Origin of the sequence: Fulvimarina thalattae, from assembly GCF_040239565.1 — a bacterium.
Lineage (GTDB): Bacteria > Pseudomonadota > Alphaproteobacteria > Rhizobiales > Rhizobiaceae > Fulvimarina.
The window spans coordinates 1-22,840 of record NZ_JBEHWS010000015.1 but is presented as its reverse complement, the minus strand read 5'-3'; the positions used below and the strand labels follow the sequence as shown (position 1 = coordinate 22,840).

General features: G+C 61.5%; 19 protein-coding genes and 2 tRNA genes. 16 read left to right on the top strand and 5 right to left on the bottom strand.

Features of this window, described 5'->3' with window-relative positions; translation table 11 throughout:
* The first annotated feature begins 10 nt into the window (after positions 1-10).
* From ABRA89_RS16490 to cysN, 12 genes are all read left to right on the top strand, one after another.
* Positions 11-721: a biliverdin-producing heme oxygenase gene (locus tag ABRA89_RS16490; protein ID WP_349942590.1), complete on the top strand. Its 711-nt coding sequence runs from the start codon at positions 11-13 to the stop codon at positions 719-721.
* Between the two features lie 27 nt (positions 722-748).
* Positions 749-3,391 (top strand): HWE histidine kinase domain-containing protein, encoded by a 2,643-nt coding sequence (locus tag ABRA89_RS16485; protein ID WP_349942589.1) that lies wholly within the window; start codon positions 749-751, stop codon positions 3,389-3,391.
* A 189-nt stretch (positions 3,392-3,580) separates the two neighbouring features.
* Complete coding sequence (zwf, locus tag ABRA89_RS16480; RefSeq protein ID WP_349942588.1) at positions 3,581-5,059, top strand: glucose-6-phosphate dehydrogenase; 1,479 nt, start codon at positions 3,581-3,583, stop codon at positions 5,057-5,059.
* A gap of 46 nt (positions 5,060-5,105) precedes the next feature.
* On the top strand, positions 5,106-5,810 hold the full coding sequence (gene pgl, locus ABRA89_RS16475) for a 6-phosphogluconolactonase (RefSeq protein ID WP_463671308.1): 705 nt from the start codon (positions 5,106-5,108) through the stop codon (positions 5,808-5,810).
* 113 nt (positions 5,811-5,923) lie between these two features.
* Positions 5,924-7,747: a phosphogluconate dehydratase gene (gene edd / locus ABRA89_RS16470; RefSeq protein ID WP_349942586.1), complete on the top strand. Its 1,824-nt coding sequence runs from the start codon at positions 5,924-5,926 to the stop codon at positions 7,745-7,747.
* 73 nt (positions 7,748-7,820) lie between these two features.
* The gene (locus ABRA89_RS16465; RefSeq protein ID WP_349942585.1) at positions 7,821-9,827 is read left to right on the top strand and encodes a polysaccharide biosynthesis protein; all 2,007 of its coding nucleotides are present in this window, start codon (positions 7,821-7,823) and stop codon (positions 9,825-9,827) included.
* Positions 9,828-10,015: 188 nt separating this feature from the next.
* Positions 10,016-10,366, top strand: a complete 351-nt coding sequence (locus ABRA89_RS16460) for a DUF2849 domain-containing protein (RefSeq protein WP_349942584.1) — start codon at positions 10,016-10,018, stop codon at positions 10,364-10,366.
* A gap of 28 nt (positions 10,367-10,394) precedes the next feature.
* A complete protein-coding gene (locus ABRA89_RS16455) occupies positions 10,395-12,083 on the top strand; it encodes a nitrite/sulfite reductase (protein ID WP_349942583.1) in 1,689 nt (562 codons plus the stop codon).
* Positions 12,083-12,589, top strand: coding sequence for a DUF934 domain-containing protein (locus ABRA89_RS16450; protein ID WP_349942582.1), 507 nt, complete (start codon positions 12,083-12,085; stop codon positions 12,587-12,589). The genes ABRA89_RS16455 and ABRA89_RS16450 overlap by 1 nt, the downstream gene beginning before the upstream one ends.
* Positions 12,586-13,344: a phosphoadenylyl-sulfate reductase gene (locus ABRA89_RS16445; protein ID WP_349942581.1), complete on the top strand. Its 759-nt coding sequence runs from the start codon at positions 12,586-12,588 to the stop codon at positions 13,342-13,344. Before ABRA89_RS16450 ends, ABRA89_RS16445 begins: the two co-directional genes overlap by 4 nt.
* Positions 13,345-13,469: 125 nt before the next feature.
* On the top strand, positions 13,470-14,372 hold the full coding sequence (gene cysD / locus ABRA89_RS16440) for a sulfate adenylyltransferase subunit CysD (RefSeq protein WP_349942580.1): 903 nt from the start codon (positions 13,470-13,472) through the stop codon (positions 14,370-14,372).
* 2 nt (positions 14,373-14,374) lie between these two features.
* The gene (cysN, locus tag ABRA89_RS16435; protein WP_349942579.1) at positions 14,375-16,111 is read left to right on the top strand and encodes a sulfate adenylyltransferase subunit CysN; all 1,737 of its coding nucleotides are present in this window, start codon (positions 14,375-14,377) and stop codon (positions 16,109-16,111) included.
* 59 nt (positions 16,112-16,170) lie between these two features.
* On the opposite strand, the gene ABRA89_RS16430 is transcribed toward cysN, so the two are convergent.
* The 4 genes from ABRA89_RS16430 to ABRA89_RS16415 form a co-directional block, all read right to left on the bottom strand.
* The gene (locus tag ABRA89_RS16430; protein ID WP_349942578.1) at positions 16,171-16,365 is read right to left on the bottom strand and encodes a Trm112 family protein; all 195 of its coding nucleotides are present in this window, start codon (positions 16,363-16,365) and stop codon (positions 16,171-16,173) included.
* A gap of 90 nt (positions 16,366-16,455) precedes the next feature.
* The gene (locus tag ABRA89_RS16425; protein ID WP_349942577.1) at positions 16,456-17,139 is read right to left on the bottom strand and encodes an LON peptidase substrate-binding domain-containing protein; all 684 of its coding nucleotides are present in this window, start codon (positions 17,137-17,139) and stop codon (positions 16,456-16,458) included.
* Positions 17,140-17,228: 89 nt separating this feature from the next.
* Positions 17,229-18,272, bottom strand: coding sequence for a thioredoxin (gene trxA, locus ABRA89_RS16420; protein ID WP_349942576.1), 1,044 nt, complete (start codon positions 18,270-18,272; stop codon positions 17,229-17,231).
* Positions 18,269-18,802 (bottom strand): prolyl-tRNA synthetase associated domain-containing protein, encoded by a 534-nt coding sequence (locus ABRA89_RS16415; RefSeq protein ID WP_349942575.1) that lies wholly within the window; start codon positions 18,800-18,802, stop codon positions 18,269-18,271. The genes trxA and ABRA89_RS16415 overlap by 4 nt, the downstream gene beginning before the upstream one ends.
* 159 nt (positions 18,803-18,961) lie before the next feature.
* On the opposite strand from ABRA89_RS16415, the gene ABRA89_RS16410 reads away from it, so the two are divergent.
* Both ABRA89_RS16410 and ABRA89_RS16405 read left to right on the top strand, forming a co-directional pair.
* A tRNA-Gly gene (locus ABRA89_RS16410) sits at positions 18,962-19,036 on the top strand.
* A gap of 681 nt (positions 19,037-19,717) precedes the next feature.
* Positions 19,718-20,896: a PQQ-dependent sugar dehydrogenase gene (locus tag ABRA89_RS16405; protein WP_349942574.1), complete on the top strand. Its 1,179-nt coding sequence runs from the start codon at positions 19,718-19,720 to the stop codon at positions 20,894-20,896.
* 25 nt (positions 20,897-20,921) lie between these two features.
* On the opposite strand, the gene ABRA89_RS16400 is transcribed toward ABRA89_RS16405, so the two are convergent.
* Entirely contained in the window at positions 20,922-21,572 is a 651-nt protein-coding gene (locus ABRA89_RS16400) for a DNA-3-methyladenine glycosylase I (RefSeq protein ID WP_349942573.1), read from the bottom strand.
* A gap of 262 nt (positions 21,573-21,834) precedes the next feature.
* Here ABRA89_RS16400 and ABRA89_RS16395 point away from each other — a divergent pair.
* Together ABRA89_RS16395 and ABRA89_RS16390 are read left to right on the top strand one after the other, a co-directional pair.
* Positions 21,835-21,908 (top strand) — tRNA-Gln (locus tag ABRA89_RS16395).
* A gap of 181 nt (positions 21,909-22,089) precedes the next feature.
* Positions 22,090-22,749 carry a type IIL restriction-modification enzyme MmeI gene (locus ABRA89_RS16390; protein ID WP_349942572.1) on the top strand — a complete coding sequence of 220 codons (660 nt, stop codon included), beginning with the start codon at positions 22,090-22,092 and terminating at the stop codon, positions 22,747-22,749.
* Positions 22,750-22,840 lie beyond the last annotated feature (91 nt).

Below are 22,840 nucleotides of genomic sequence, written 5' to 3'. Positions count from 1 at the left end.
AACTATTTCCTTGAAATTTGACCGGAACATCACGTCGGACAACGACCGTGACGTCGCATTTGACGTTGGGTCGGAGATATTCGACGCGGCTCTGGCCGAATGCAGGTCTTCCCCCATCACCAGCGCTGACAAGCCTACAACACCTGCGCAATCGAAGAGAACAGATCTCCGGTCGGTGCTTCGTGATCAAACCGAACGCGACCATAGAGACCTCGATGCGCTCGTGGGCGATGTATGGATCGATCGTGAATCCTACGCCGCCTATATTCTGATGAACCACCGGGCCCATCACGTGGTTGAACCGTGGATCGAGTCCGCGCTTCAACGCCGCGATGTGACCTTGCCATATCAGGCGATGCGCCATGCGCTTGATCGCGATCTGGAAGCTCTTGAAGAAAAACCACTTTCGGCTTCCCGCTCTTTCTTTTCGGATTTGAGCGAGCTAACAGCACTAGCGGGCGCCCTCTACGTGCTCGAAGGGTCGCGGCTAGGTGCGCGCATGTTGCATCGAAAAGTTATCGCTTCGACATGGATCGACCGGCTTGAGCCCCGCCCCATCGCGTTTTTCGAAACCGCTCGGGCTTCGGGAAATTTCTCCCAGCGTATGGGCATTCTCGACACTCTGATGAAAGATGGCGATGACCTCGAAAGCGCAGTTCAGGTCGCAAAGAGTGTCTTCGCGCTCTTCAGGGAAACGGCGGAACAGGCGAGAGCCCGGTAAGGCATGCACGAGCAGGAAAGACGATCGATGAGCGTCGAAGAGGACCCGACGAAGTTTTCCGTCGATCTGACGAATTGCGACCGGGAACCCATTCACCTTCTCGGTGGCATCCAGGATTTCGGATTTCTTCTGGCCGTGTCCTTCGACTGGCTGATCCAGCGCGTCTCCGCCAATGTCGAAGCCTTCACAGGCAAGAGCGTCGACGATTGTCTCGGCGCCAATCTCAATACGCTTCTCGGCGACAGCGTCATTCATCTTCTGAGATCGCGGCTTCAGATGCTCTCCTCGGAAGACGGATCCGAGCGCATGTTCGGCATCGATTTCCTCTCAGACGGCCGCAAGTTCGACGTCTCGCTGCATGTATCGAGCACGTCGATCATCATCGAAGCCGAACCCTCCGACACCAGCCAGGCCGTCAGTCCGGGCGCACTCGTACGCTCCATGTCGGGCCGCCTGCAGCGAACCCACGCAACGCAGGATCTTTTCGAGGAAAGCGTTCGCCAGCTCAGAAGCGTGACCGGCTTCGACCGGGTCATGCTTTACCGCTTCAACACGGACGGCGCGGGCACGGTGGTCGCCGAAGCGCTCCGTGCCGGACTCGAATCCTTCCGGGGCCTCAACTATCCCGCGACGGACATCCCAGTTCAGGCACGCGCGCTCTACGTGCGCAACCGCGTCCGCACGATCGCCGATGTCCGGGCCGAGCCGGTACCGATCGAACCGCAGCTCGATCCCTCGGGCGAGCCCCTCGATTTGTCCATCTCGACCCTCAGATCGGTTTCGCCGATCCACATCGAATATCTGAAGAACATGAGCGTCGATGCCTCCTACTCGATCTCGATCGTCATCGACGGTCGTCTTTGGGGTCTCTTCGCGCTGCATCACTACAAGCCGCGCCGTCTCTCGATGGAGATGCGCAACGCGACCGAACTGTTCGGCCTGATGATCTCGCTGATGATCGAGGGCAAGCTTGCCCGCGAACGGCGGGAGGCGGAAGAAAAGGCGCGCGAACTGCACGACCGGTTCGTCGGCAAGCTGATGAGCCTGACGCCCTCGGTCGCCGACTTGTCGGATTTCGCAGGAGATCTGCGCGACATCATCCCTTCCGACGGCTTCGCCGTATGGGCGGACGGCGCCGTGAAAAGCTACGGAAAGACACCGCCGGACAGTGCGATGCCGGCGCTCGCCCGCTTTTTGAACCGGGCTGCCGCGAGCCGCATCTATTCGAGCGACGAACTCGGCGCCGTCTATCCGCCGGCGAAGGAATTCGAGCATGAGGCAGCCGGTCTTCTCGCCATCCCGATCTCCCGATCGCCGCGTGATTACATCATGTTCTTCCGCCAGGAACTCGTCCAGACCGTCAACTGGGCCGGAAATCCGAAAGAAAAGGAGATGGGTTACGGGCCGAACGGCCCGCGCCTGACTCCGCGCAAGAGCTTCGAAGCCTGGCAGGAAACGGTCCGTGGCAAGTCGCGGTCCTGGACCGACGCCGAAAAAAAGGCATCGGAAGCTTTGCGGATCTCGATCCTCGAGGTTCTGGTCAAGTTCACCGAGGAAACCTCACGTCAGCAGGCACAGGCCCAGCAGGCGCAGGAACTGCTTATCGCCGAACTCAATCACCGGGTCCGCAACATTCTCGCGCTGATCCGTGCGCTGGTCACCCAGAGCAAGGTGACGGCGACGAACATCGACGACTTCTCCGATATCGTCAGCGGACGCATCCAGGCGCTGGCGCGCGCCCATAATCAGATCACCGACGAGAAATACGCACCGCAGAAGCTGTCGGAGATCATCCAGACCGAGGTAGACGCCTATATCGGCGGCAAGGCGGACAGGGTGATGCTCACCGGGCCGGACATTCTCGTCTCGCCGAAAGCATTCTCGATACTCGCCCTCGTCTTCCACGAGATGGTGACCAATTCGGCGAAGTACGGCGGTCTTTCGGATTCGCGCGGCAAGGTTTTCGTGGACTGGCACATCGATTCGTACGACAGCTGCGTCGTGAAATGGCGAGAAGAAGGCGGTCCGGCCGTCCAGAGACCAAGCCGTCGCGGCTTTGGTTCGACCATTATCGAGCGCTCGATCCCACATGATCTCGGCGGGGAAGCCGAGCTGACGTTCAAGCTTGCGGGCCTTCAGGCTCGCTTCATGATACCCAACCTCTATATCGAGTTCGAAGACGATGCACGCAACGGCTCGAATACGGACGGGAACACTTCGAGGGGCGCGGATACAAAAGAGAACAACAGGAACCGCTCCCAGGGATCGGACACTATGAAGTTGGGTAATGGTCCTTTGCTGGAAGGCATGAATGCTCTCCTTGTCGAGGACAACGTCATCATCTCGCTGGACGCCGAACAGCTGCTCGAGAGCCATGGGGCAAGCGCGGTGTTCGTGGGCGCCAACGTGTCCGAGGCACGGCGCATCCTCGATGAGGAAAGCGTCGACGTCGCAATGCTGGATGTCAATCTCGGCACCGAAACGAGCTTTCCCCTGGTCGAGCCGCTGGTTGAGCGGGGTATCCCCTTTGTCTTCGTCACCGGTTATGGCGAGCAGATCGAATTTCCGGAAGCGGCCGGCCCGCATGTCGAGGCCGTGAAAAAGCCCTTTGCGGAGGACGATCTTCTCGCTGCCCTTGCCCGCGCGATCAAGCGGTCGAAAGCCAGTTGAGGCTGGCGAACCGACGGATCCCGAGCAGCTTATTTGCGGCCGAAGTAGGCATTAGCACCGCAGCGAGCGTTTCGTTTCGAGCTTGCGGGCTCGATACGAAGCTTTTTGCGCCGGCTCGGTTTCTTTTCCGCGCCCATTTATCATAAAGCTGGCTGAGACATTTCAGACCCGCCAGCACAGAAGCCATTCATGTCCAGTCAGATCATCCCCGTCGATCCGTTCGATTACGTCGTCTTTGGCGGTAATGGTGACCTCGCCGCCCGCAAGCTTCTACCGGCGCTCTACCATCGCGACCGCGACGGCCAGATTCCCGACGAAGCGCGTATCATCGGTGCTTCGCGGACTGCCTTCAGCAGCGAGGAATATCGCAGCTTTGCCCGCGAGGCGCTGACCAGCCACGTCAAGCCGGAGGATTTGCAGGAAGAGACGGTCGGTCGGTTCCTCGACCGGCTGTTCTATTGCCATGTGGATGCCCGATCGGACGACGGCTGGTCGGAACTGAAGGCCCTGCTCGACGAAAAAGGCTCGTCCCGCATTCGGGCCTTCTACATGGCAGTATCGCCCAATCTCTTCGGCGATTTCGCTGCAAAAGTCTCGCAGTTCGGCCTTGCTGACGAGAAAACGCGCGTCGTCGTCGAGAAACCGGTTGGGCGCGACCTCGACTCGGCAAAGGCTCTGAATGCCGAGATCGCGAAATATTTCCGTGAGGATCAGGTCTTCCGCATCGACCATTATCTCGGCAAGGAGACGGTGCAGAACCTGATGGCGTTGCGCTTCGCGAACGCGCTCTACGAACCAATCTGGAACGCTGGCCATATCGACCATGTTCAGATCACGGTCGCCGAACAGGTCGGTCTCGAAGGCCGGGCTGGCTATTACGACACGGCGGGCGCCCTGCGCGATATGGTGCAGAACCATATCGTCCAGCTGATGTGCCTTGTCGCGCTCGAGCCGCCTTCGGTCTTCAAGGACGACGCGTTGCGCGACGAAAAGCTGAAGATCCTGCGCTCGCTCCACCCGATCGACGCAAGCAATGTCGAGACTCTCACCGTGCGCGGCCAGTACAAGGCCGGCGCCTCCGGCGGCAATGCGGTGAAAAGCTATCTGGAAGACCTCGGCGAAGCCGAAAGCATGACCGAGACCTTCGTCGCGATCAAAGCCGAGATCAACAACTGGCGCTGGGCCGGCGTGCCATTCTATCTGAGAACCGGCAAACGTCTGGCCGAACGGATGTCGGAAATCGTCATCACCTTCCGCAAGCCGCCGCACAACATCTTCGCGGACGTGACCGGCGAAGTCTCGCACAACCAGCTCGTCCTGCGCCTACAGCCCGACGAGGGCATGAAGCAGTATCTGATGATCAAGGACCCCGGTCCCGGTGGAATGCGCCTGCGACAGATCCCGCTGGACATGACCTTCGCCCAGTCCTTCAAGGTACGCAATCCAGACGCCTATGAGCGTCTCCTTCTGGACGTCGTGCGCGGCAACCAGACCCTCTTCATGCGCCGCGACGAAGTTGAAGCCGCCTGGGACTGGATCGATCCGATCCTGAAAGCCTGGGAGGAAAAGCGCCAGAAGCCGCAGGGTTACACCTCGGGCACCTGGGGCCCCTCGGCCTCGATCGCCCTCATTGAGCGCGACGGACGCACCTGGCACGAACCGGACTGAACCGGCGCTCATCGTCAGCCAACCCACGAACGAGAAGGCGATCCAGATGGCCGAACCGGTCTTCCACGAATACAAGACGCGCGAAGCCCTCGCCGAGGCGCTCGCTGCCGGGGTTGCAGCGGTGCTGGCCGGTGCCATTGCGACACGCGGTTCGGCGACGCTCGTTGTTTCCGGCGGCTCGACCCCGAAGCTCTTCTTCGAGCATCTGGGCCAAGCCGAGATCGAGTGGAACAATGTCGAGATCACCCTCGTCGACGAACGCTGGGTGCCCGAGACGTCCGAGCGGTCCAACCATGCGCTCGTCAAACGCCATCTGATGACCGGGCCGGCAAGCGCGGCCAATCTTCTGCCCTTCTACACCGGCCATGAAACGCCGGAAGAAGCGCTCGACGATCTGAAGCATCGCTATTGCCGCCTCGCCCGCCCCTTCGACGCAGTCGTTCTCGGCATGGGGACGGACGGCCACACCGCTTCCTTCTTTCCGGGCGCCGAAAATCTCGACGCTGTGCTTCATCCGGAAGGCCATGGCGAGGTCGCCGCCGTCAGAGCACCCGGCGCGGGCGAGCCCCGCATCACCCTGACCCTCCCCATGCTGCTGGACGCGCGGCTTCTCGCTCTCCATATCGAGGGGAGCGAGAAGCAGGATGTCTACGGCAAGGCGATGGGCGGAGACGATGTTGCGGAAATGCCCGTTCGAGCGATCCTGAAGGCGGAACGCGCCGAACCGCTCAACGTCTTCTGGGCGCCCTGACGACGCCCATCCGCTTCGATCACCATCGGCGGCGAACCGACATCGCACGACGACGCCTTCGTGATAGCATCCCGTCCGACACCCTTTCGCGCAAGCGCCAAGAGGAAGATAGCATGACCGCCGATCGTCGCATCGAAGAGATCACCGACCGCATCCGCGAACGCTCAAAGGCAACGCGCGAGCCTTATGTCGCGCGGATACAGGCCAAGGGCGCGGAAGGCCCGAAGCGCTCTACGCTGACCTGCGGCAATCTCGCCCATGGCTTTGCCGCCTGCGGCCCGACCGACAAGGAACGGCTAATGGGGGACGTGACGGCCAATCTCGGCATCATCACCGCCTATAACGACATGCTCTCGGCGCATCAGCCCTTCGAACGTTTTCCGGACATCATCCGTGAAGCGGCGCGCGAGGTTGGTGCGACGGCGCAGGTCGCCTCCGGCGTTCCCGCCATGTGCGACGGCGTCACGCAAGGGCAGGCCGGGATGGAGCTCTCGCTCTTCTCGCGCGACGTGATCGCCATGGCCGCCGCCGTCGGCCTGTCGCATGACATGTTCGATGCCTCCGTCTATCTCGGCGTCTGCGACAAGATCGTCCCGGGCCTCGCCATCGCCTCTCTCACCTTCGGCCATCTGCCTGCGATCTTCGTGCCAGCCGGGCCGATGACCTCAGGCCTTCCCAATGACGAGAAGAGCCGCATCCGCCAACTCTATGCCGAGGGTAAGGTCGGCCGCGACGAACTTCTGAAGGCGGAGTCTGCGTCCTATCACGGCCCCGGCACGTGCACCTTCTACGGCACGGCGAACTCCAACCAGATGCTGATGGAGATCATGGGCCTCCACACGCCGGGCTCGTCCTTCATCAATCCGAACACGCCGCTGCGCGATGCGCTGACCAGGGAAGCGACGAAGCGCGCCCTCGCGATCACCGCGCTTGGTAACGAGTATACGCCAGCCGGCATGGTGGTCGACGAACGCGCGGTGGTGAACGGCGTCGTCGGCCTCCACGCAACGGGCGGCTCGACCAACCATACGCTGCATCTCGTCGCGATTGCCCGGGCGGCGGGCATCAAGCTCACATGGTCGGACATATCCGACCTCTCCGACATCACGCCTCTGCTTGCGCGCGTCTATCCGAACGGGCTTGCCGACGTGAACCACTTCCACGCGGCCGGCGGTATGGGCTTCCTGATCCGCGAACTCCTCTCGCGCGGGCTTCTACACGACGACGTCAAGACCGCCTGGGGCACGGGACTCAGTGCCTATGCGATCGAAGCCAAGCTCGGCGAGGACGGCCAGAGCGTGGTGCGCGAACCGGCCCCGAAGCAAAGCGGCAACCCGAAGGTTCTGACGACGGCGGACAAACCTTTCTCCTCGAATGGCGGATTGAAGATGCTGACCGGCAATCTTGGCAAGGGCGTCATCAAGATTTCCGCCGTGAAACCGGAGCACCGGACGGTCGAGGCACCCGTGCGCATTTTCAACGACCAGAACGAGGTAAAGGCGGCGTTCGATTCCGGAGAACTCGACCGCGACATCATCTGCGTCGTGCGCTTCCAGGGCCCTAAGTCGAACGGCATGCCGGAGCTTCACAAGCTGACGCCGCTCCTCGGCATCCTCCAGGATCGCGGCCACAAGGTCGCGCTCGTCACCGACGGCCGCATGTCCGGCGCATCGGGCAAAGTGCCGGCGGCGATCCACGTGACACCCGAGGCGAAAGCCGGCGGTCCGATCTCCAAGCTGAAGGAAGGCGACGTCGTGAAACTCGACGCCGAGGCCGGCACGCTGGAAGTGCGGGTCGACACAGCCGAATTCGAAGCGCGCGAGCCCTTCACGATGGATTTGTCGGCCTACGAACACGGCATCGGCCGCGAGCTCTTCGCGCCGTTCCGGGCAATGGTCGGCGCGGCCGACGAAGGCGCCGGCGTCTTCGCGGCGTAAGGCACCGCGATTTGAACGGTTTTAAACTGTCCGGTAATCATGGCCCATAGCGCACGAAGAATATAGGACGGGAATGAGCCGGTCGTTCGCCAGGAAGTTTCTCGACGGTCTGAGGATGCCGCGTCTGCCACGCACATCCCTGCGCCAGCTCGGCTTCGTGCACGACGCTCTGGTCAGCTTCCTTGCGATCACGGCGGCAATGAGCCTTTCATGGGGTCTAACCGCCATGATGACGCTCTGGCAGATCTGGGCGCTGATCGGCATCTTCACCATCCTCTGCATCGTCGTCTTCCCGTTCTTCCGGCTGAACAGCGGCGCCTGGCGCTACGCGTCTCTGCTGGACGTTGCTTCGATCGTGAAGGCGGTGACGGCAGTCGTTTTCATCTTCCTCGGCATTGGCTTCTTTATTTTTCGCGGCGACTACGTCCCACGCGCGGCGCTGGTGAACACCTGGTTCATACTCATCGTTGGCCTTGGCGGCCCTCGTCTCGCCTACCGGCTGATGAAGGAGGGCGGGCGCGGCTTTGAGGTCGAGGATCCGAGCGTCAACATTGGCAATGCGGTTCTCGTCGTAGGCTTCACCGACAGTGCCGATCTTTACGTTCGCAATGCGCGACGGGCCGGCGAAGGGCAGCGGATCGTCGGCATTCTCGACGAGCGGCCGAAGAACCGCAGGCGGCAGCTTCACGGCGTACCTGTCGTCGGTGGATGGTCCGACCTCTCCTCGGTGATCGCGCAGCAACAGGCAAAAGGGCTGCGAGCGATCGGCGAGATCGTCGTTGCCGACCAGGAAATTCCCGCCCAGGTTCTATCCGACCTCGTCGCGCATGCCGCACCCCACAAGATCACGGTCAAGCGCCTGCCTGATATCAACCGCGCCGGCATCGTGGACGAAAATGCACCGATCGAGCCACAGCCGATCCAGCTCGAGGATCTCTTGAGTCGGAAGGTCGTCGACCTCGATCTGGAAGAGACCGGCGACCTGCTGTTCGGTTCAAGGATTGCGGTCACAGGAGCAGGCGGATCGATCGGTTCGGAACTCGTGCGCCAGATCGCGAGCTTCAATCCCGCCGTGCTGATCCTCGTCGAAAACAGCGAATTCAATCTCTGGGCAATCGAGCGCCAGCTTGCTGCCGACTTCCCCGATCTCGCCGTCGTCGCGCGTACGCTCGATGTTCGCCGCAAGGACCGGATCGACCGGCTGTTCGCCGAGCTCAAACCAGAGGTGATTTTCCACGCCGCAGCGATGAAGCATGTACCGATCGTCGAGGAAAACCCGATCGAGGGCATCGAGACCAATCTCCTCGGCACGCGCAACGTGGCGGACGCGGCCCTCGCCTATGGATCGCGGGCGTTCGTCATGGTCTCCACCGACAAGGCCGTAAACCCAACAAATGTCATGGGCGCCTCCAAACGTGCGGCCGAAGCCTATTGCCAGTCGCTTGATCTCAGCCAGGATGAAACGCGCTTCATGACCGTGCGCTTCGGCAACGTGCTGGGCTCCACAGGCTCCGTGGTCCCGCTGTTTCAGACCCAGCTCGCACGCGGCGGCCCGCTTACCGTGACCGACCCGAACATCGTACGCTTCTTCATGACGATCCCGGAAGCAACGCGCCTTATCCTCCATGCGGCAGGGCATGGCATGAACAATGCCGGTTCGAAGGGCCTCATCTACGTTCTCGACATGGGAAAGCCGGTGCGCATTGCCGAGCTCGCCGAGCGCCTCATCCAGCTTGCGGGCCTTCGCCCTCATATCGATATTGCCATCGAATTTACCGGCCTGCGCAAAGGTGAAAAGCTCTATGAGGAGCTGTTTTCCACCGAGGAAGCGCGCGAAGAGACCGGCCGGGAAGGCCTAATGTTTGCACGCTCGCGCGTCCTTGACGTCCAACTGCTCTCGCGCAACCTGAAGACGGTGGAAGCTGCCATCGAAGCAGGCGAGACCGGCCGCGCCGTCGAGTGCCTCAAGCGGATCGTACCGGAATTCGACGCGATCAGCTTTCAGTTGCACACGCCATTGCTGACATCGGATGACGGTCCGCCGGCCATAGCCGGTCCGGTCAAGCCACTCGGCGAATAACCCGCCCCGTCTTCCTTAGAATGATTCTGCCGTTTTGAACCTTCGGGCGGGGAATAATGTTTCTCTCATCGCCGTCTGCTTGCAATCGCTGACGGCGCAACGTCGAGGCGAAAGCCCTACTTTCCCGCTTACGACAACTATCCGACCATGCTTCGCGCTGGCCGCTTCAAAACGATGGGAGTTGATCCATGGCGAAGGACCACCGCGCCGGATCGAAGGTGAAGGGCGAAAAGCTGCCGGCCATCCTGATGGCGAGCGACCTTCTGGAAGGCGATACTGTATTCCTCGTGAAGGACGGCTGGACGCGCGACTCTCGAGAGGCGCGCATTGCCTACGATCAGGAAACGGCCGACGCCATGGAGGCAGAGGGCCGGGGCGCGGCTGCGGCGAATGCCGTGGTCGATCCCTATCTTGTGCCGGTCGAACTCACCGAGGACGGCCGCCCCGTTGCAAAGCATTTCCGGGACGTGATGCGCCAGAAGGGCCCGTCCGTCCATCCCGACATGGGCAAGCAGGCCGATTTCGGCCCGATCGCCTGACCCGCTTCGAACGCGAATAGGTTTCGATATGTACCGCTACGACGAATTCGACGAGCGCTTCGTGCGCGAACGGGTGGAGCAGTTCCGCACTCAGGTCGCGCGGCGCCTCGACGGCTCGCTGACCGAAGACGAGTTCAAGCCGCTGCGCCTCAAAAACGGGCTTTATCTCCAGCTGCACGCCTACATGCTGCGCATAGCCGTGCCCTACGGCACGATGAGCGCGCGGCAACTGCGGCAGCTCGCGAAGATCGCGCGCGAATACGACAAAGGCTACGGCCACTTCACGACGCGCCAGAACATCCAGTTCAACTGGCCGAAGCTGAAAGACGTTCCGGCGATCCTCGACCTCCTCGCCGATGTCGAGATGCACGCGATCCAGACCTCCGGCAACTGCATCCGCAACACGACGGCCGACCAGTTCTCCGGCGTTGCCGCCGACGAATCGGAAGATCCACGCCCGACCGCCGAGCTCCTGCGCCAGTGGTCGAGCCAGCATCCGGAATTCGTCTGGTTGCCGCGGAAGTTCAAGATCGCCGTCACAGGTGCCGAGCACGACCGCGCGGCCATCAAGGTCCACGACATCGGCCTGAAGCTGAAGCGCAACGAAGCCGGCGAGCCGGGCTACGAAATCTCGGTCGGCGGCGGTCTCGGCCGCACGCCGATGATCGGCAAGGTGATCCGGGAATTCCTGCCCAAGGACGAGCTGCTCGCCTATGTCGAGGCAATCATGCGCGTCTACAACGCCGAAGGACGGCGCGACAACAAGTTCAAGGCGCGGGTGAAGATCCTCGTCCACGAGACCGGTACGGAGGAGTTCAAGGCGCGTGTAGAAGCCGAGTACGCCAAGCTCGACGGCCCGACGATCAACGCGCCGCAGGAAGAGATCGATCGCATATCGGCCTATTTCGCAGCGCCCGATTACGAGGATCTGCCGGCCGAATCTGTGACGCTCGAAAATGCGCGGCGCGAGGATTCTGGCCTCGACCGCTTCGTCGAGCAGAATGGCTTTGCCCACAAGCAGCCGGGCTATATCGCCTTCACGGTTTCGCTGAAGCCGGTCGGCGGTGTGCCGGGCGATATGAGCGCGGATCAGATGGATGCCTTCGCGGACATCGCGGAGAAGTATTCACTCGGCGAGCTGCGCGTCACGCACAGCCAGAACCTCGTCCTTCCCTATGTGAAGAAGGATGATGTACCGGCGCTTTATGCCGAGCTGAAAAGCCATGATCTCGCGACGGCGAATGCCGGCCTGGTGACCGACATCATCGCCTGTCCCGGCCTCGATTATTGCGGGCTCGCGACGGCGAAATCGATCCCGATCGCGCAGGAGATCGCAAAAACCTTCGCGGATGATGCTCGCCAACGGGAGATCGGCGAACTGCCGATCAAGATCTCCGGCTGCATCAATGCCTGCGGCCACCACCATGTGGGCGCGATCGGCATTCTCGGGCTCGAAAAGGGCGGGCGCGAGAACTACCAGATCACCATCGGCGGTGATGCCACCGAGCATGCTGCGCTCGGCGAGCGGCTTGGCCCCGGCATCGATGGCGAGGACGTGCCGGGCGCGATCGAGGCGATCGTCGAGACTTATCTGGGCGAAAAGCAGGGGTCGGAGAGCTTCATCGAAACCGTGCGGCGCGTGGGTCCGGACCCGTTCAAGACGCGCTTCGCAAGCTTCATCGAGGAGCGTTCGAAGGCTCTGGAGGCCGCTGAATAATGACGATCATCTCCAGCGAGGGCGAACGCCCGAACGCCTATACGCTCGTCGATACCGCGGAGGAGGCGAAGTCGGCGTCCAAGCCACTGGTGCCTCTGGCGCTCGCGAGTGAAATCGAGGTGCCGACGTCGCCCTACGGCCTTCTGGTGCCGAACGATACGCCTGTCGATGAGATCGCCAGGCATTTCGGTTCGGTCGATCTCATCGCCGTCACCTTTCCGGCCTTTGCCGACGGGCGCGGTTTCTCGCTTGCCAAGCGTCTGCGCCGCGAAGGCTTCGAGGGCACGCTCCGCGCCAGCGGGCCGCTGATCGCCGATCAGTTCGCCGATGCGCTCGCCTGCGGCTTCGACGAGGTCGACCTGCCGGACACGATGGCGAACCGCCAGCCGGTACAGCAGTGGCTGGCCATGAAGGATTCCATGACGGTCCACTATCAGACCGGCTTCGGCGAGGGTCAGAGCATTCTCCAGCAGAGGCTGGCGGCACGGAAGGAGGCGGCGCAATGAGAGACGACGCGCATCCTGAACTGAAGGAGCTTGCCCGCGAGCTGAATGCCGAATTTCCGGCGCTCTCGCCGGTGAAGCGACTCGAGCGTCTGCGCGAGGTCACGCCCGGCCGCCTGGTCTTCACCACCAGCCTCGGCATCGAGGATCAGATGATTACCCATCTGATCTTCAAGCATAACGTGAAGATCGATGTCGTGACGCTCGACACCGGACGTCTCTTCCCGGAGACCTACGATCTCTGGCGCAATACGGAAGAAAAATACGGCAAGCGCATTCACGCGAAATATCCGAAGGGCGACAAGCTGGAAGAGCTTATCGACGAGCAGGGTATCGACGGCTTCTACTATGCCAAGGAATTTCGCCTGAACTGTTGCGGCGTCCGCAAGATCGAGCCACTCGGCCGCGCACTCGACGGCGCGAACGGCTGGGTGACGGGCCTGCGCGCCGATCAGTCGGCGAACCGGCAGGATATGGATTTCGTCGGCTTCGACGCGGTGCGCGGGCTGATCAAGGCGAACCCGGTCTTCGACATGTCGCGCGAGGCGATCGCCGAATTCACCGCAGACAACGGCGTGCCAATCAACGCGCTGCACGACAAGGGCTTCCTCTCCATCGGCTGCGCGCCCTGCACCCGGGCGATCCAGCCAGGCGAGCCGGAGCGTGCTGGACGCTGGTGGTGGGAAGACGACACCAAACGCGAATGCGGCCTCCACGTGCCGGACCGGCACGACGTCGCAGAGGGCGCCGGTATTTAAGGATTAATTCCTTCCTCCCCTCCTCCGTCACCTTGGGCACGTCCCGAGGATGACGATCCGAGAGTTTGAACCCGACCCAGTGGCAGACGCTGGGTAACGGCAGAAAAGAACGAAGGCCACCGGCCATGAAACACATGACACACCTCCAGCGCCTGGAGGCCGAATCGATCTTCATCATCCGCGAGGTTGCGGCGAGCGCCGACAACCCGGTGATGCTCTATTCGATCGGCAAGGACTCGGCGGTGATGCTGCATCTCGCGATGAAGGCCTTCGCGCCGGGCAAGCCGCCCTTCCCGCTTCTCCACGTCGACACGACCTGGAAGTTTCGGGAGATGATCGAGTTCCGCGACCGGCGTGCGAAGGAACTCGGCATCGAGCTGATCGTCCATACCAATCAGGAGGGTGTGAAGGCTGGCATCAACCCATTCGATTCCGGTTCGGCGGTCCACACCGATGTGATGAAGACGCAGGCGCTGAAGCAGGCGCTGGACAAGTACAAGTTCGACGCGGCCTTCGGCGGCGCGCGGCGCGACGAGGAAAAGTCCCGCGCCAAGGAGCGCGTCTTTTCGCTGCGCTCGGCCGAGCATCGCTGGGACGCCAAGAACCAGCGGCCGGAGCCCTGGCGCCTCTTCAACACGCGCAAGAAGAACGGCGAGAGCTTCCGCGTCTTCCCGCTGTCGAACTGGACCGAGCAGGACATCTGGGACTACATCGCTCTCGAAAGCATCCCCGTCGTGCCGCTCTATTATGCGGCCAAGCGCCCGATCGTGCGGCGTGACGGCGCGCTGATTATGCGCGACGACGACCGGATGCAGCTTCGTCCCGGCGAGACCGTGGAAGAGATGATGGTCCGCTTCCGCACCCTCGGCTGCTATCCGCTGACCGGTGCGGTCGAATCGAAAGCCGAAACACTCGACGAAATCATCGCCGAAATGCGCGGCTCGCGCGTTTCGGAGCGGCAGGGGCGCGTGATCGATCGCGACTCGGGCGCATCGATGGAAGAAAAGAAGCAGGAAGGCTATTTCTGATCATGGCCAACGCTCTCAGAGAACGCCTCCCCGACGAGGCCGATACGGCGCAAGGCTCAACGCCTGCCGCGCTTCAAGACGAAACCTATGCCGGCCCCGCCCCCGATGCCGACGGCGCGACGATCGTCGATCCGCAGGGGGCGATGACGCCGCTCGTCTCGCCGGCCGAATCTCTCTTACGCTTCATCACCTGCGGCTCCGTCGACGACGGCAAGTCAACGCTGATCGGCCGTCTCCTTTACGAAACGAACGCGGTCTTCGACGACCAGATGGAAGCGCTCGAAAAGGACTCAAAAAAGTTCGGCACAACCGGCGGCGATCTCGATTTCGCGCTTCTCGTGGACGGGCTTTCGGCAGAGCGCGAGCAGGGCATCACGATCGACGTCGCCTATCGCTATTTTTCGAGCGAAAACCGCGCCTTCATCATCGCCGATACGCCCGGTCACGAGCAGTACACGCGCAACATGGCGACGGGTGCCTCTCAGGCCGAGCTCGCCGTGATCCTCGTCGATGCGCGCAAGGGCATCCTGCCGCAGACGCGGCGACATTCCTTCATCACGTCTCTCGTCGGCATCAAGTCGGTGGTCATCGCCATCAACAAGATGGACCTCGTCGACTTCTCCGAGGAGCGGTTCGAGGAGATCAAGCGCGGCTACGAAGCGATCCTGCCGCAGCTCGGCTTCACGGACGTCTCCTACATTCCGCTCTCGGCCAAGAATGGCGACAACATCGTCAAGCGCTCGCCGAATACGCCGTGGTACAAGGGCGAGACGCTGCTTCAGCGCCTTGAAACCGCCAATCCGGAGACCTTCGAAGCCGACGACCTGCCGTTCCGCCTGCCTGTGCAGTGGGTGAACCGCCCGAATCTCGACTTCCGCGGCTTTTGCGGCACGGTGGCGAGCGGAACGGTGAAGGCCGGTGACAAGATCATCTCCCTACCTTCGGGCCAAAAATCCACGGTGAAATCCGTGTGGAATGCAGATGCCGAAGCGGCCGACGCGCGGACGGGCGATGCGATCACGCTGACGCTGAACGACGAGATCGACGCCTCGCGCGGCGACGTCATCGTGCGTGACGGCGACTCCATCCAGCCGGTGAAGACGGTCGAGGCGGACATCCTCTGGATGGTCGACCGGCCGATGGTCGCCGGCGGCCGCCTCATCGCCAAGCTCGGCTCGCACCACACGCCCGCGACCTTGCGCGCGTTGAACGGTTCGGTGGACATTCATTCCTATGAGGTGAAGCCCGCCAACGCCCTTCTCATGAACGAGATCGGCAAGGTGACCATCTCGTTCGACCGGCCGCCGGTGGCGACGACCTACGCCGAAAACCGGGAACTTGGCGCGTTCATCCTGATCGACCAGCTGACGAACGAGACGGTCGCGCTCGGCATCGTCACCAAGCTGGCGAAACCGGCTATACAACAGCCCGCGCCCGGCGCGAGCGAGGCGACGCCTCTTTCCGGCTTTCAGAAGCTAAAGGCAAAATGGCTCGGCCGGGACGCAAGCGTCGATCCCGATATCGCCGTATCGCTCACGCGCAACCGCTTCGTCATGAGCGGACTGTTGGTCGTTCTGGGGGTTCTCTTCGGCCTGAGCGTTTTCGCCGCGACGATCATCGGGGCACTCGACTTCCTTCTCCGCCCGATTCTCTACGATCTTTTCGGAGACGGGCGTGAGGAGACAGTCGAAAAGTCGAAGGGCGAGGCTGGTCCCGGCTATTACGGCGACGGCATCTGAGGCATCAGTTCGAGCGGAGCTGACGCAAATTGCGGCTCCGCTCATACGCCATCAGGACGTCAGTCTTCCAGTTCGCGCGCTTCCGACGCCAGCATGATCGGAATGCCGTCGCGGATCGGATAGGCGAGCTTCGCCTTTTCGCTGATCAACTCCTGGGCCTCGCGATCATAGCGCAGCGTCGCCTTGGTCAGCGGGCAAACGAGCAATTCAAGCAGCTTCGGATCGGGCTGAGCGATTGTCTTTGCGTCGGTCATGTCTCGTTTCTCCAACCCGCCCCGAGTGGTCTCTCAACCAATATCCAAGCCGGATTAGCCCACCCATTCGATCCGGGGCAATGCCGGCACTCAATTCAGCGTGCGTGGCCCGTCGTCGTCCTCGCCATCTTCGGCGAGCGCCATCTCGGTGATCGCAATCAGTGTCTCAGTGCGCGTCTTCAGGTCCTCCGCTTCCAACAGCGCCTGACGTTCCGCCGCACCTTGCGGCGCCATCATCATGCACAGCGCCGAGACGAGCAGATCATCCGGCGCCGATTTCACGCTGTCCCAGTCGGCTTCCAGCTGGTTCGCCTCCAGATAGCGCCGGAAGATGTCGAGAAGGCCCTGCCGGTTGACCGCCGCCGCGCCGTCGTCCTCAACGAGATCGCCGGCGAAGGCCTTGATGCGGCAGGTGCGGTAGTGCCGTCGGACATCCACCTCTTCGAGAACGCGGAACCGCGCGACACCGTGAAGAGCGATCAGATAGCGGCCGTCCCCGCTCTCGGAAAATGACGTGATACGGCCGATGCAGCCGACCCGGCAGAGTTCGGGTTCGCCATCGGCCTTTCTCGCACCATCGAGCCGCGGCTGGATCATGCCGATCAGACGCTCGGAGCCGAGAGCGTCGTCGATCATTTCCAGATAGCGCGGCTCAAAGATGTTGAGCGGTAACTGACCGCCCGGAAGAAGCAGCGCGCCGCTCAGGGGAAAGACCGGCACGCGTTCGGGAAGTTCGGTCTCGTCACGATAGACCCGGTTTCCAGCCTGTGCCACAGGTTATCTCCCTCGTTGGTTCAGGGACGGAAACTGGGAGTTTATTTGGCCGACTCAAGGCCTTCGCGGCGCGGCCGCCTGTCCCACGCTCAGCGGAACAGAAGCGAAGAGAGCTTGCGGCGCGCATCCTTCGTCGCCGGATCGGTCGGCCCCCAGGCCTCGAAGAGTTCGAGCAGCTTCTTGCGTGCGCCGTCATCGGCAAATTCCCGATCCCTGCTCATGATGTCCAAGAGCAGTTCGGCGGCTTTCGGCCGGTTGTTCCGGGCCTGGGCGATAAGGGCAAGGTCGAAGCGCGCCTGATGGTCGTCGGGATTGGCATCGAGCCGAGTCTGAAGCTCAGCCGGATCGCCGAGCCCCGCGATTTCCTCGTCGAGCTTGAGCTTCGCTTTCACTGCGGCAACCTTCGGGTCGCTATCGGCCTCGGGCGGAAGCGATGCCACCAGCTGCGAGGCACGCTCGCTGTCACCGCTTTTCATGTAGCATTCGGCAAGTCCGCCGGTCGCTCCGATATGGCCCTCTTCGTGCTGCAGGACCGCGCCGTAGATCTGCGCGGCATTGCCGGCATCGCCGGCCTTCAGCAGTTCGTCGGCCTGCGCCATGGCATCGGCGATCGGATCGCCCCCGCCGCGCGACGGTCCGGCCTGCTGAACGATCTTATCGATGAACTTCTTGAGCTCGCTTTCCGGAAGCGCACCCATGAAGCCGTCGACCGGCTGACCGTCGAGAAAGGCAAACACCGCCGGGATCGACTGGACGCCGAGCTGTCCGGCAATCGAGGGATGCTCGTCGATATTCATCTTGACGAGCTTCACCTTGCCGCCCGCGGCCTGAACCACGCGCTCAAGAAGCGGCGTCAGCTGCTTGCAGGGTCCGCACCAGGGCGCCCAGAAGTCGACGAGCACGGGCTGATTGCGCGACTCCTTGATGACGTCATTCGAAAAAGCCTGGGTCGTCGTGTCCTTGATGAGATCGCCGGCCGGAGGCGAGCCAGAGCCCGCTATGTCGCCAAAGCCCTGAAGGGTCGGCTTCGGTTCAGCGGCGGCTGGCCCGGACGCACCGGCAGGGCCCGGCGCGCCACCGGGACCGGGCGCGTAAGAACCCGCGAAGGAATTGGCGTAAGGGTTGTCGCTCATGGGGCGCTCGTCTCGTTCGCATTCGGTTCATCGTCGTCACCGAGCTTGGTGACGAGAATTTCGTGACCCGTCAACCGGAAGAACCGCAACAGATCTTCGTAGCGAAGAGAGGTGGTGGCGGTGTTGGTCAACGGGTGTCCATTGACGATATCGTATGCGCCGAGGCTCTCATCAAGAACGACATTGACGACATGATCATTGTCGTTGACGACACCGAAGGCCGTAACCGATCCGGGCTCCACCCCAAGCAGCTCACGCATCTGATCGGCACTCGCAAAGGAGAGCCGCCCCGAACCGCCGATCCGCTTGTGGAGGGTCTTCAACGCGACATCGGTTTCCTCCTCCGCGACGACGAGGAAGATCTTGCCCTTCTTATCCTTCAGGAAGAGGTTCTTCGTGTGCGCACCCGGAATCTCGCCGCGGACGGCGCGGGACTCTTCAACCGTGAAAAGAGCCGGATGATCGACCGTCGTCACCACGATATCGTGCTCCGCGAAAAATTCCATGAGATCGCCGCGCGTCATTGCCATATTCGTCCCCACTCAGCCGCTCGAACTCGCCATTGCCGAGCCCCTTACCGCGCTTTTTCAGAAAGCAAAAATTTCGCGTCTGGCCATGTTGCATTCGCCGTCTCTTTGCGCGATATAGCGCCCGTCGCCGACACGCAAAAGCGTGAGCGGCCGGAGCGGGCGGGCGTAGCTCAGTGGTAGAGCACAACCTTGCCAAGGTTGGGGTCGTGGGTTCGAATCCCATCGCCCGCTCCAGATTTTCCAAATGATTTGTATGTTAGCGCCCCGATTTAGCAGGGCGTTTGTCGCTATCTCGCGGCTGGGGTGCCGAGCCAGTCAAGAGGAGAAGGCGGACGTGACTGCCGTGGTTGCTGCTCGGTTGTAGCTGCTGATCGCCAGCGGATTTTGAGTCCCTCCCCAAAATGTTGGATGGTCGGAATGGCGATGATCTGAGGAGGTATCGGAAGCCTGTTCTGGCGGAGACATTTGGGCCCCGGCCACTTTCGCAAATCATGACCCCAATCACTTGCGCTGCGAAACCGATTTCTCGGATGCGGAATGGGAAGCCATCGAACCGCTGCAGCCGGCCGGCGCCCAAATCGATGAGGCATGTTTCGGCCTCCCTCGCCACCCCAGACAACAATTGGTTGTTGCTATTTCAAAGAATGACGCAATTCAAACGCGAACAACAACGCTCTCTTACTAAAGGGTATATGGGCTTTTTCATCGCCGGGAAGTCAAACTACCACCGGCCCGGCCCGCTTTCCTGTCCGCTGGCTATCACGAGCCACCGGTCATGCCGCCTGCCTTCAGTCCGACATGTCTGAATCGTGAAGGGGCTGCGTCAAAGTGAGTGCACGGAGGGGGTCCATCGAAGCGCAGTGTGCACTACTTTAAACCCTTAAGCCCATTGCAATTTTTACGGAGGTCAACGTTATGAAACGCACCGCCAGAACCGGTCTTTCGACGGCCATCGCACTCATCGCCACCAGTGCTCTGAATGCGGCACCTGCTTTCGCACAGGACACACTCACGATCGACGGTAACAACGGCACGACCCTTTCGGGCCAGCCGCTGAGCGAATTCAACGAGCCTTGGGCAATGACCTTCCTGCCGGACGGCTCAATGCTGGTCACAGAGCGCGGCGGCACGCTTCAGCACGTTTCACCCGAAGGCGAGAAGACAGCCGTCGAAGGCATGTTCGAAGTTGCATATGGCGGACAGGGCGGCCTCGGCGACGTGGTGATCGCACCCGATTTCGAGCAGTCGAACGAAATCTACATCTCCTATGCCGAGAGCCTCGACGACGGCCAGACCTTCGGAGCCGCCGTCGTTCGCGCCGAACTCGACCGCTCTGGAGACGCACCACAGCTCACCAAGATCCAAAAAATCTGGGAACAGGAGCCGCACGTTCCGGGTCAGGGCCACTACTCACACAAGATTGCCTTCGGGCCGGAGGGCTCCGATCAGGATGGCTATATGTTCATTTCCTCCGGCGATCGGCAGAAGCAGACGCCCGCGCAGGACATGGATAAAAATCTCGGCAAGATCGTTCGTCTCAATCTCGACGGCTCCGTGCCAGAAGATAATCCCTTCGCCGAAGAAGGCGGCATCGCAGCCCAGTTCTGGACCGTTGGTAACCGCAATCTTCTGGGTCTCGCATTCGACACCGAGGATCGTCTCTGGGAGATCGAAATGGGACCGCGCGGCGGCGACGAACTGAACCTCATCGTACCCGGCGACAATTACGGCTGGCCGGAAGCCTCCAACGGAATAAACTATTCGGGCGTGCCGATCCCCGACCATGATCCAGGTTCGGACGGTTTCAACGCGCCGGAAGCCTCCTGGACGCCCGTCATCTCGCCCGCAAGCCTCCTTATCTACGATGGCGAGACCTTCACCGATTGGCAGGGCGATGCGCTGATCGCAGCCCTTTCCGGTCAGGCGCTCGTCCATGTCGACATCGAGGGCGAAGAGGCGAGCGAAGCCGAGCGCTTCTCCTGGGGCTCGCGGGTGCGCGAGGTCGAGCAGGGACCGGACGGTGCGGTCTGGGTGCTGGAAGACGGCGCGGGCGGCCGGCTGATCAAGCTGACGCCCGGCGACGAAGCGAGCTGAGAAGTCAGAGGTCTGCCTGACGAAGTCAGCTTTTGCTCTCTGGCCTGATGAAGTCCTTGCGGTCGGCCTCCGTCGCCGGCCGCACATGACACCCCGGCATATGATCGTTGACGAAGCCCATGGACTGCATGAACGCATAACAGGTCGTCGGGCCGACAAAGCGAAAGCCTTCTTTGCGCAGTGCCTTGGAAAGTCGCGCCGATGCCGGTGTCACGGGGTTCTCGCCCATCCACTCGGGCGTGACGCGTTCGGGACGCTCACACTGCGGCGGCTCGAAGGACCAAAGAAAGGCCGCAAGCGAGCCCTGTTTTTCTATCAGCGCCAGCGCCGCGCGAGCATTGGAGATCGCAGCCGAAATCTTTCCGCGATGGCGGATGATGCGCGCATCGCCAAGCAGTCGCGCGACATCCTCCTCGCCCATCGAGGAGACGCGCTCGATGTCGAAGCCATGAAAGACCTCGCGAAACGCCTCGCGCTTTTTCAGGATGGTCAGCCAGGAGAGGCCCGCCTGAAAGCCTTCAAGGCAGAGTTTCTCGAAAAGCCGCCGATCATCAGAGACCGGCCGTCCCCACTCCTCGTCATGATAGGCCTGATACAGCGGATCATGTCCCGCCCATGCGCAACGGCATGTTCCGTCATGTCCCTCGATCAGACCTGTTTTTCCGTCTTCAACCATCCGAACGAGCCCATGTCATCGCGTCGAAATTCCATATCGATTCCGCATGGCCGTCGATAGGGAGCAAAAATCGCGCCGAACGCCTCCCCACTCGGAAAGCCGCGCAATGGGGCAGGTCGCGTAGGTCTATGCAACGCACCGAATGAGCGCCGGAACTCAAGCCCCGTAAAATCGGCTTGCGATCGAATTTTTCACCCCTACAGGGTTTCCATCCCGCCCCCGAGACGATATATCGACCATCACACGCCGTCCGGCGGCCTGTTGGGGAATAGGTTAACGGTAGACCAGCGGACTCTGACTCCGTTAGTCCTGGTTCGAATCCAGGTTCCCCAGCCACTTCAAAATCATGAAAAAACAGCAATAAATATCAGTGGGTTAGCCCGTCGGAACTCGGCTCTGGTAGCCCAGCGTTAGACCAAACTGGTAGCCCATGATGCTCTTCGCTGTCTCGGCTGCCTTTCTCGGCTTGCATTTTCTCGCCTGAGATTGTGAAGCTTCCCTTTGCAAGGGGAGCCGCATGACACCGCACGACTTCATTAAGAAATGGCAGGCCACGAAGCGCAAAGAGCGAGCTGCTGCGCAAGAACACTTCCTCGACCTCTGCCGTCTGTTGGATGAACCTACCCCAGGCGATGTGGACCCCACAGGGCTAGATTACGGCTTTGAAGTCGGTGCAACGAAAACCACGGGCGGTCATGGGTTCGCCGACGTGTTCAAGCGCGGGTGCTTCGGCTGGGAGTATAAAGGGACCAAAGGGGATCTGAACGGCGCGTTTGCCCAGCTTCAGCGATACGCGGTCGCTCTCGATAATCCTCCGCTGTTGATCGTGTCCGACATGGGAACGACGATCCGTATTCACACGAACTGGACGAACTCGGTCTCGAAGACCTACGAAATCCCGATCGTGGAACTTGAGGACGCCGCGCAACGAGAGCGCCTGAAGCACGCCTTCACGGACCCTGATGCCCTTCGGCCCGCAAAGAGCCGACAAGAGTTGACCGAAGAGGTCGCGGGAGAGTTCGCGGCACTCGCAACGTCGCTCCGCTCAAAGGGGCATGAACCGGAACTGGTCGCTCATTTCATCAACCGTCTGGTCTTTTGCATGTTCGCCGAAGATGTGAACCTGTTGCCTGACCACCTGGACGCCTCCGGAAACCCGATGATTTCCGTTTGGTAGGCGGATTTGGTTCCCTCTTGCCCCAATCGGCTGTTCTCTGATGCCAATTCCGGGCCGAACGGCGTGCTCTACCGCCGTTTCTGGCTCATGC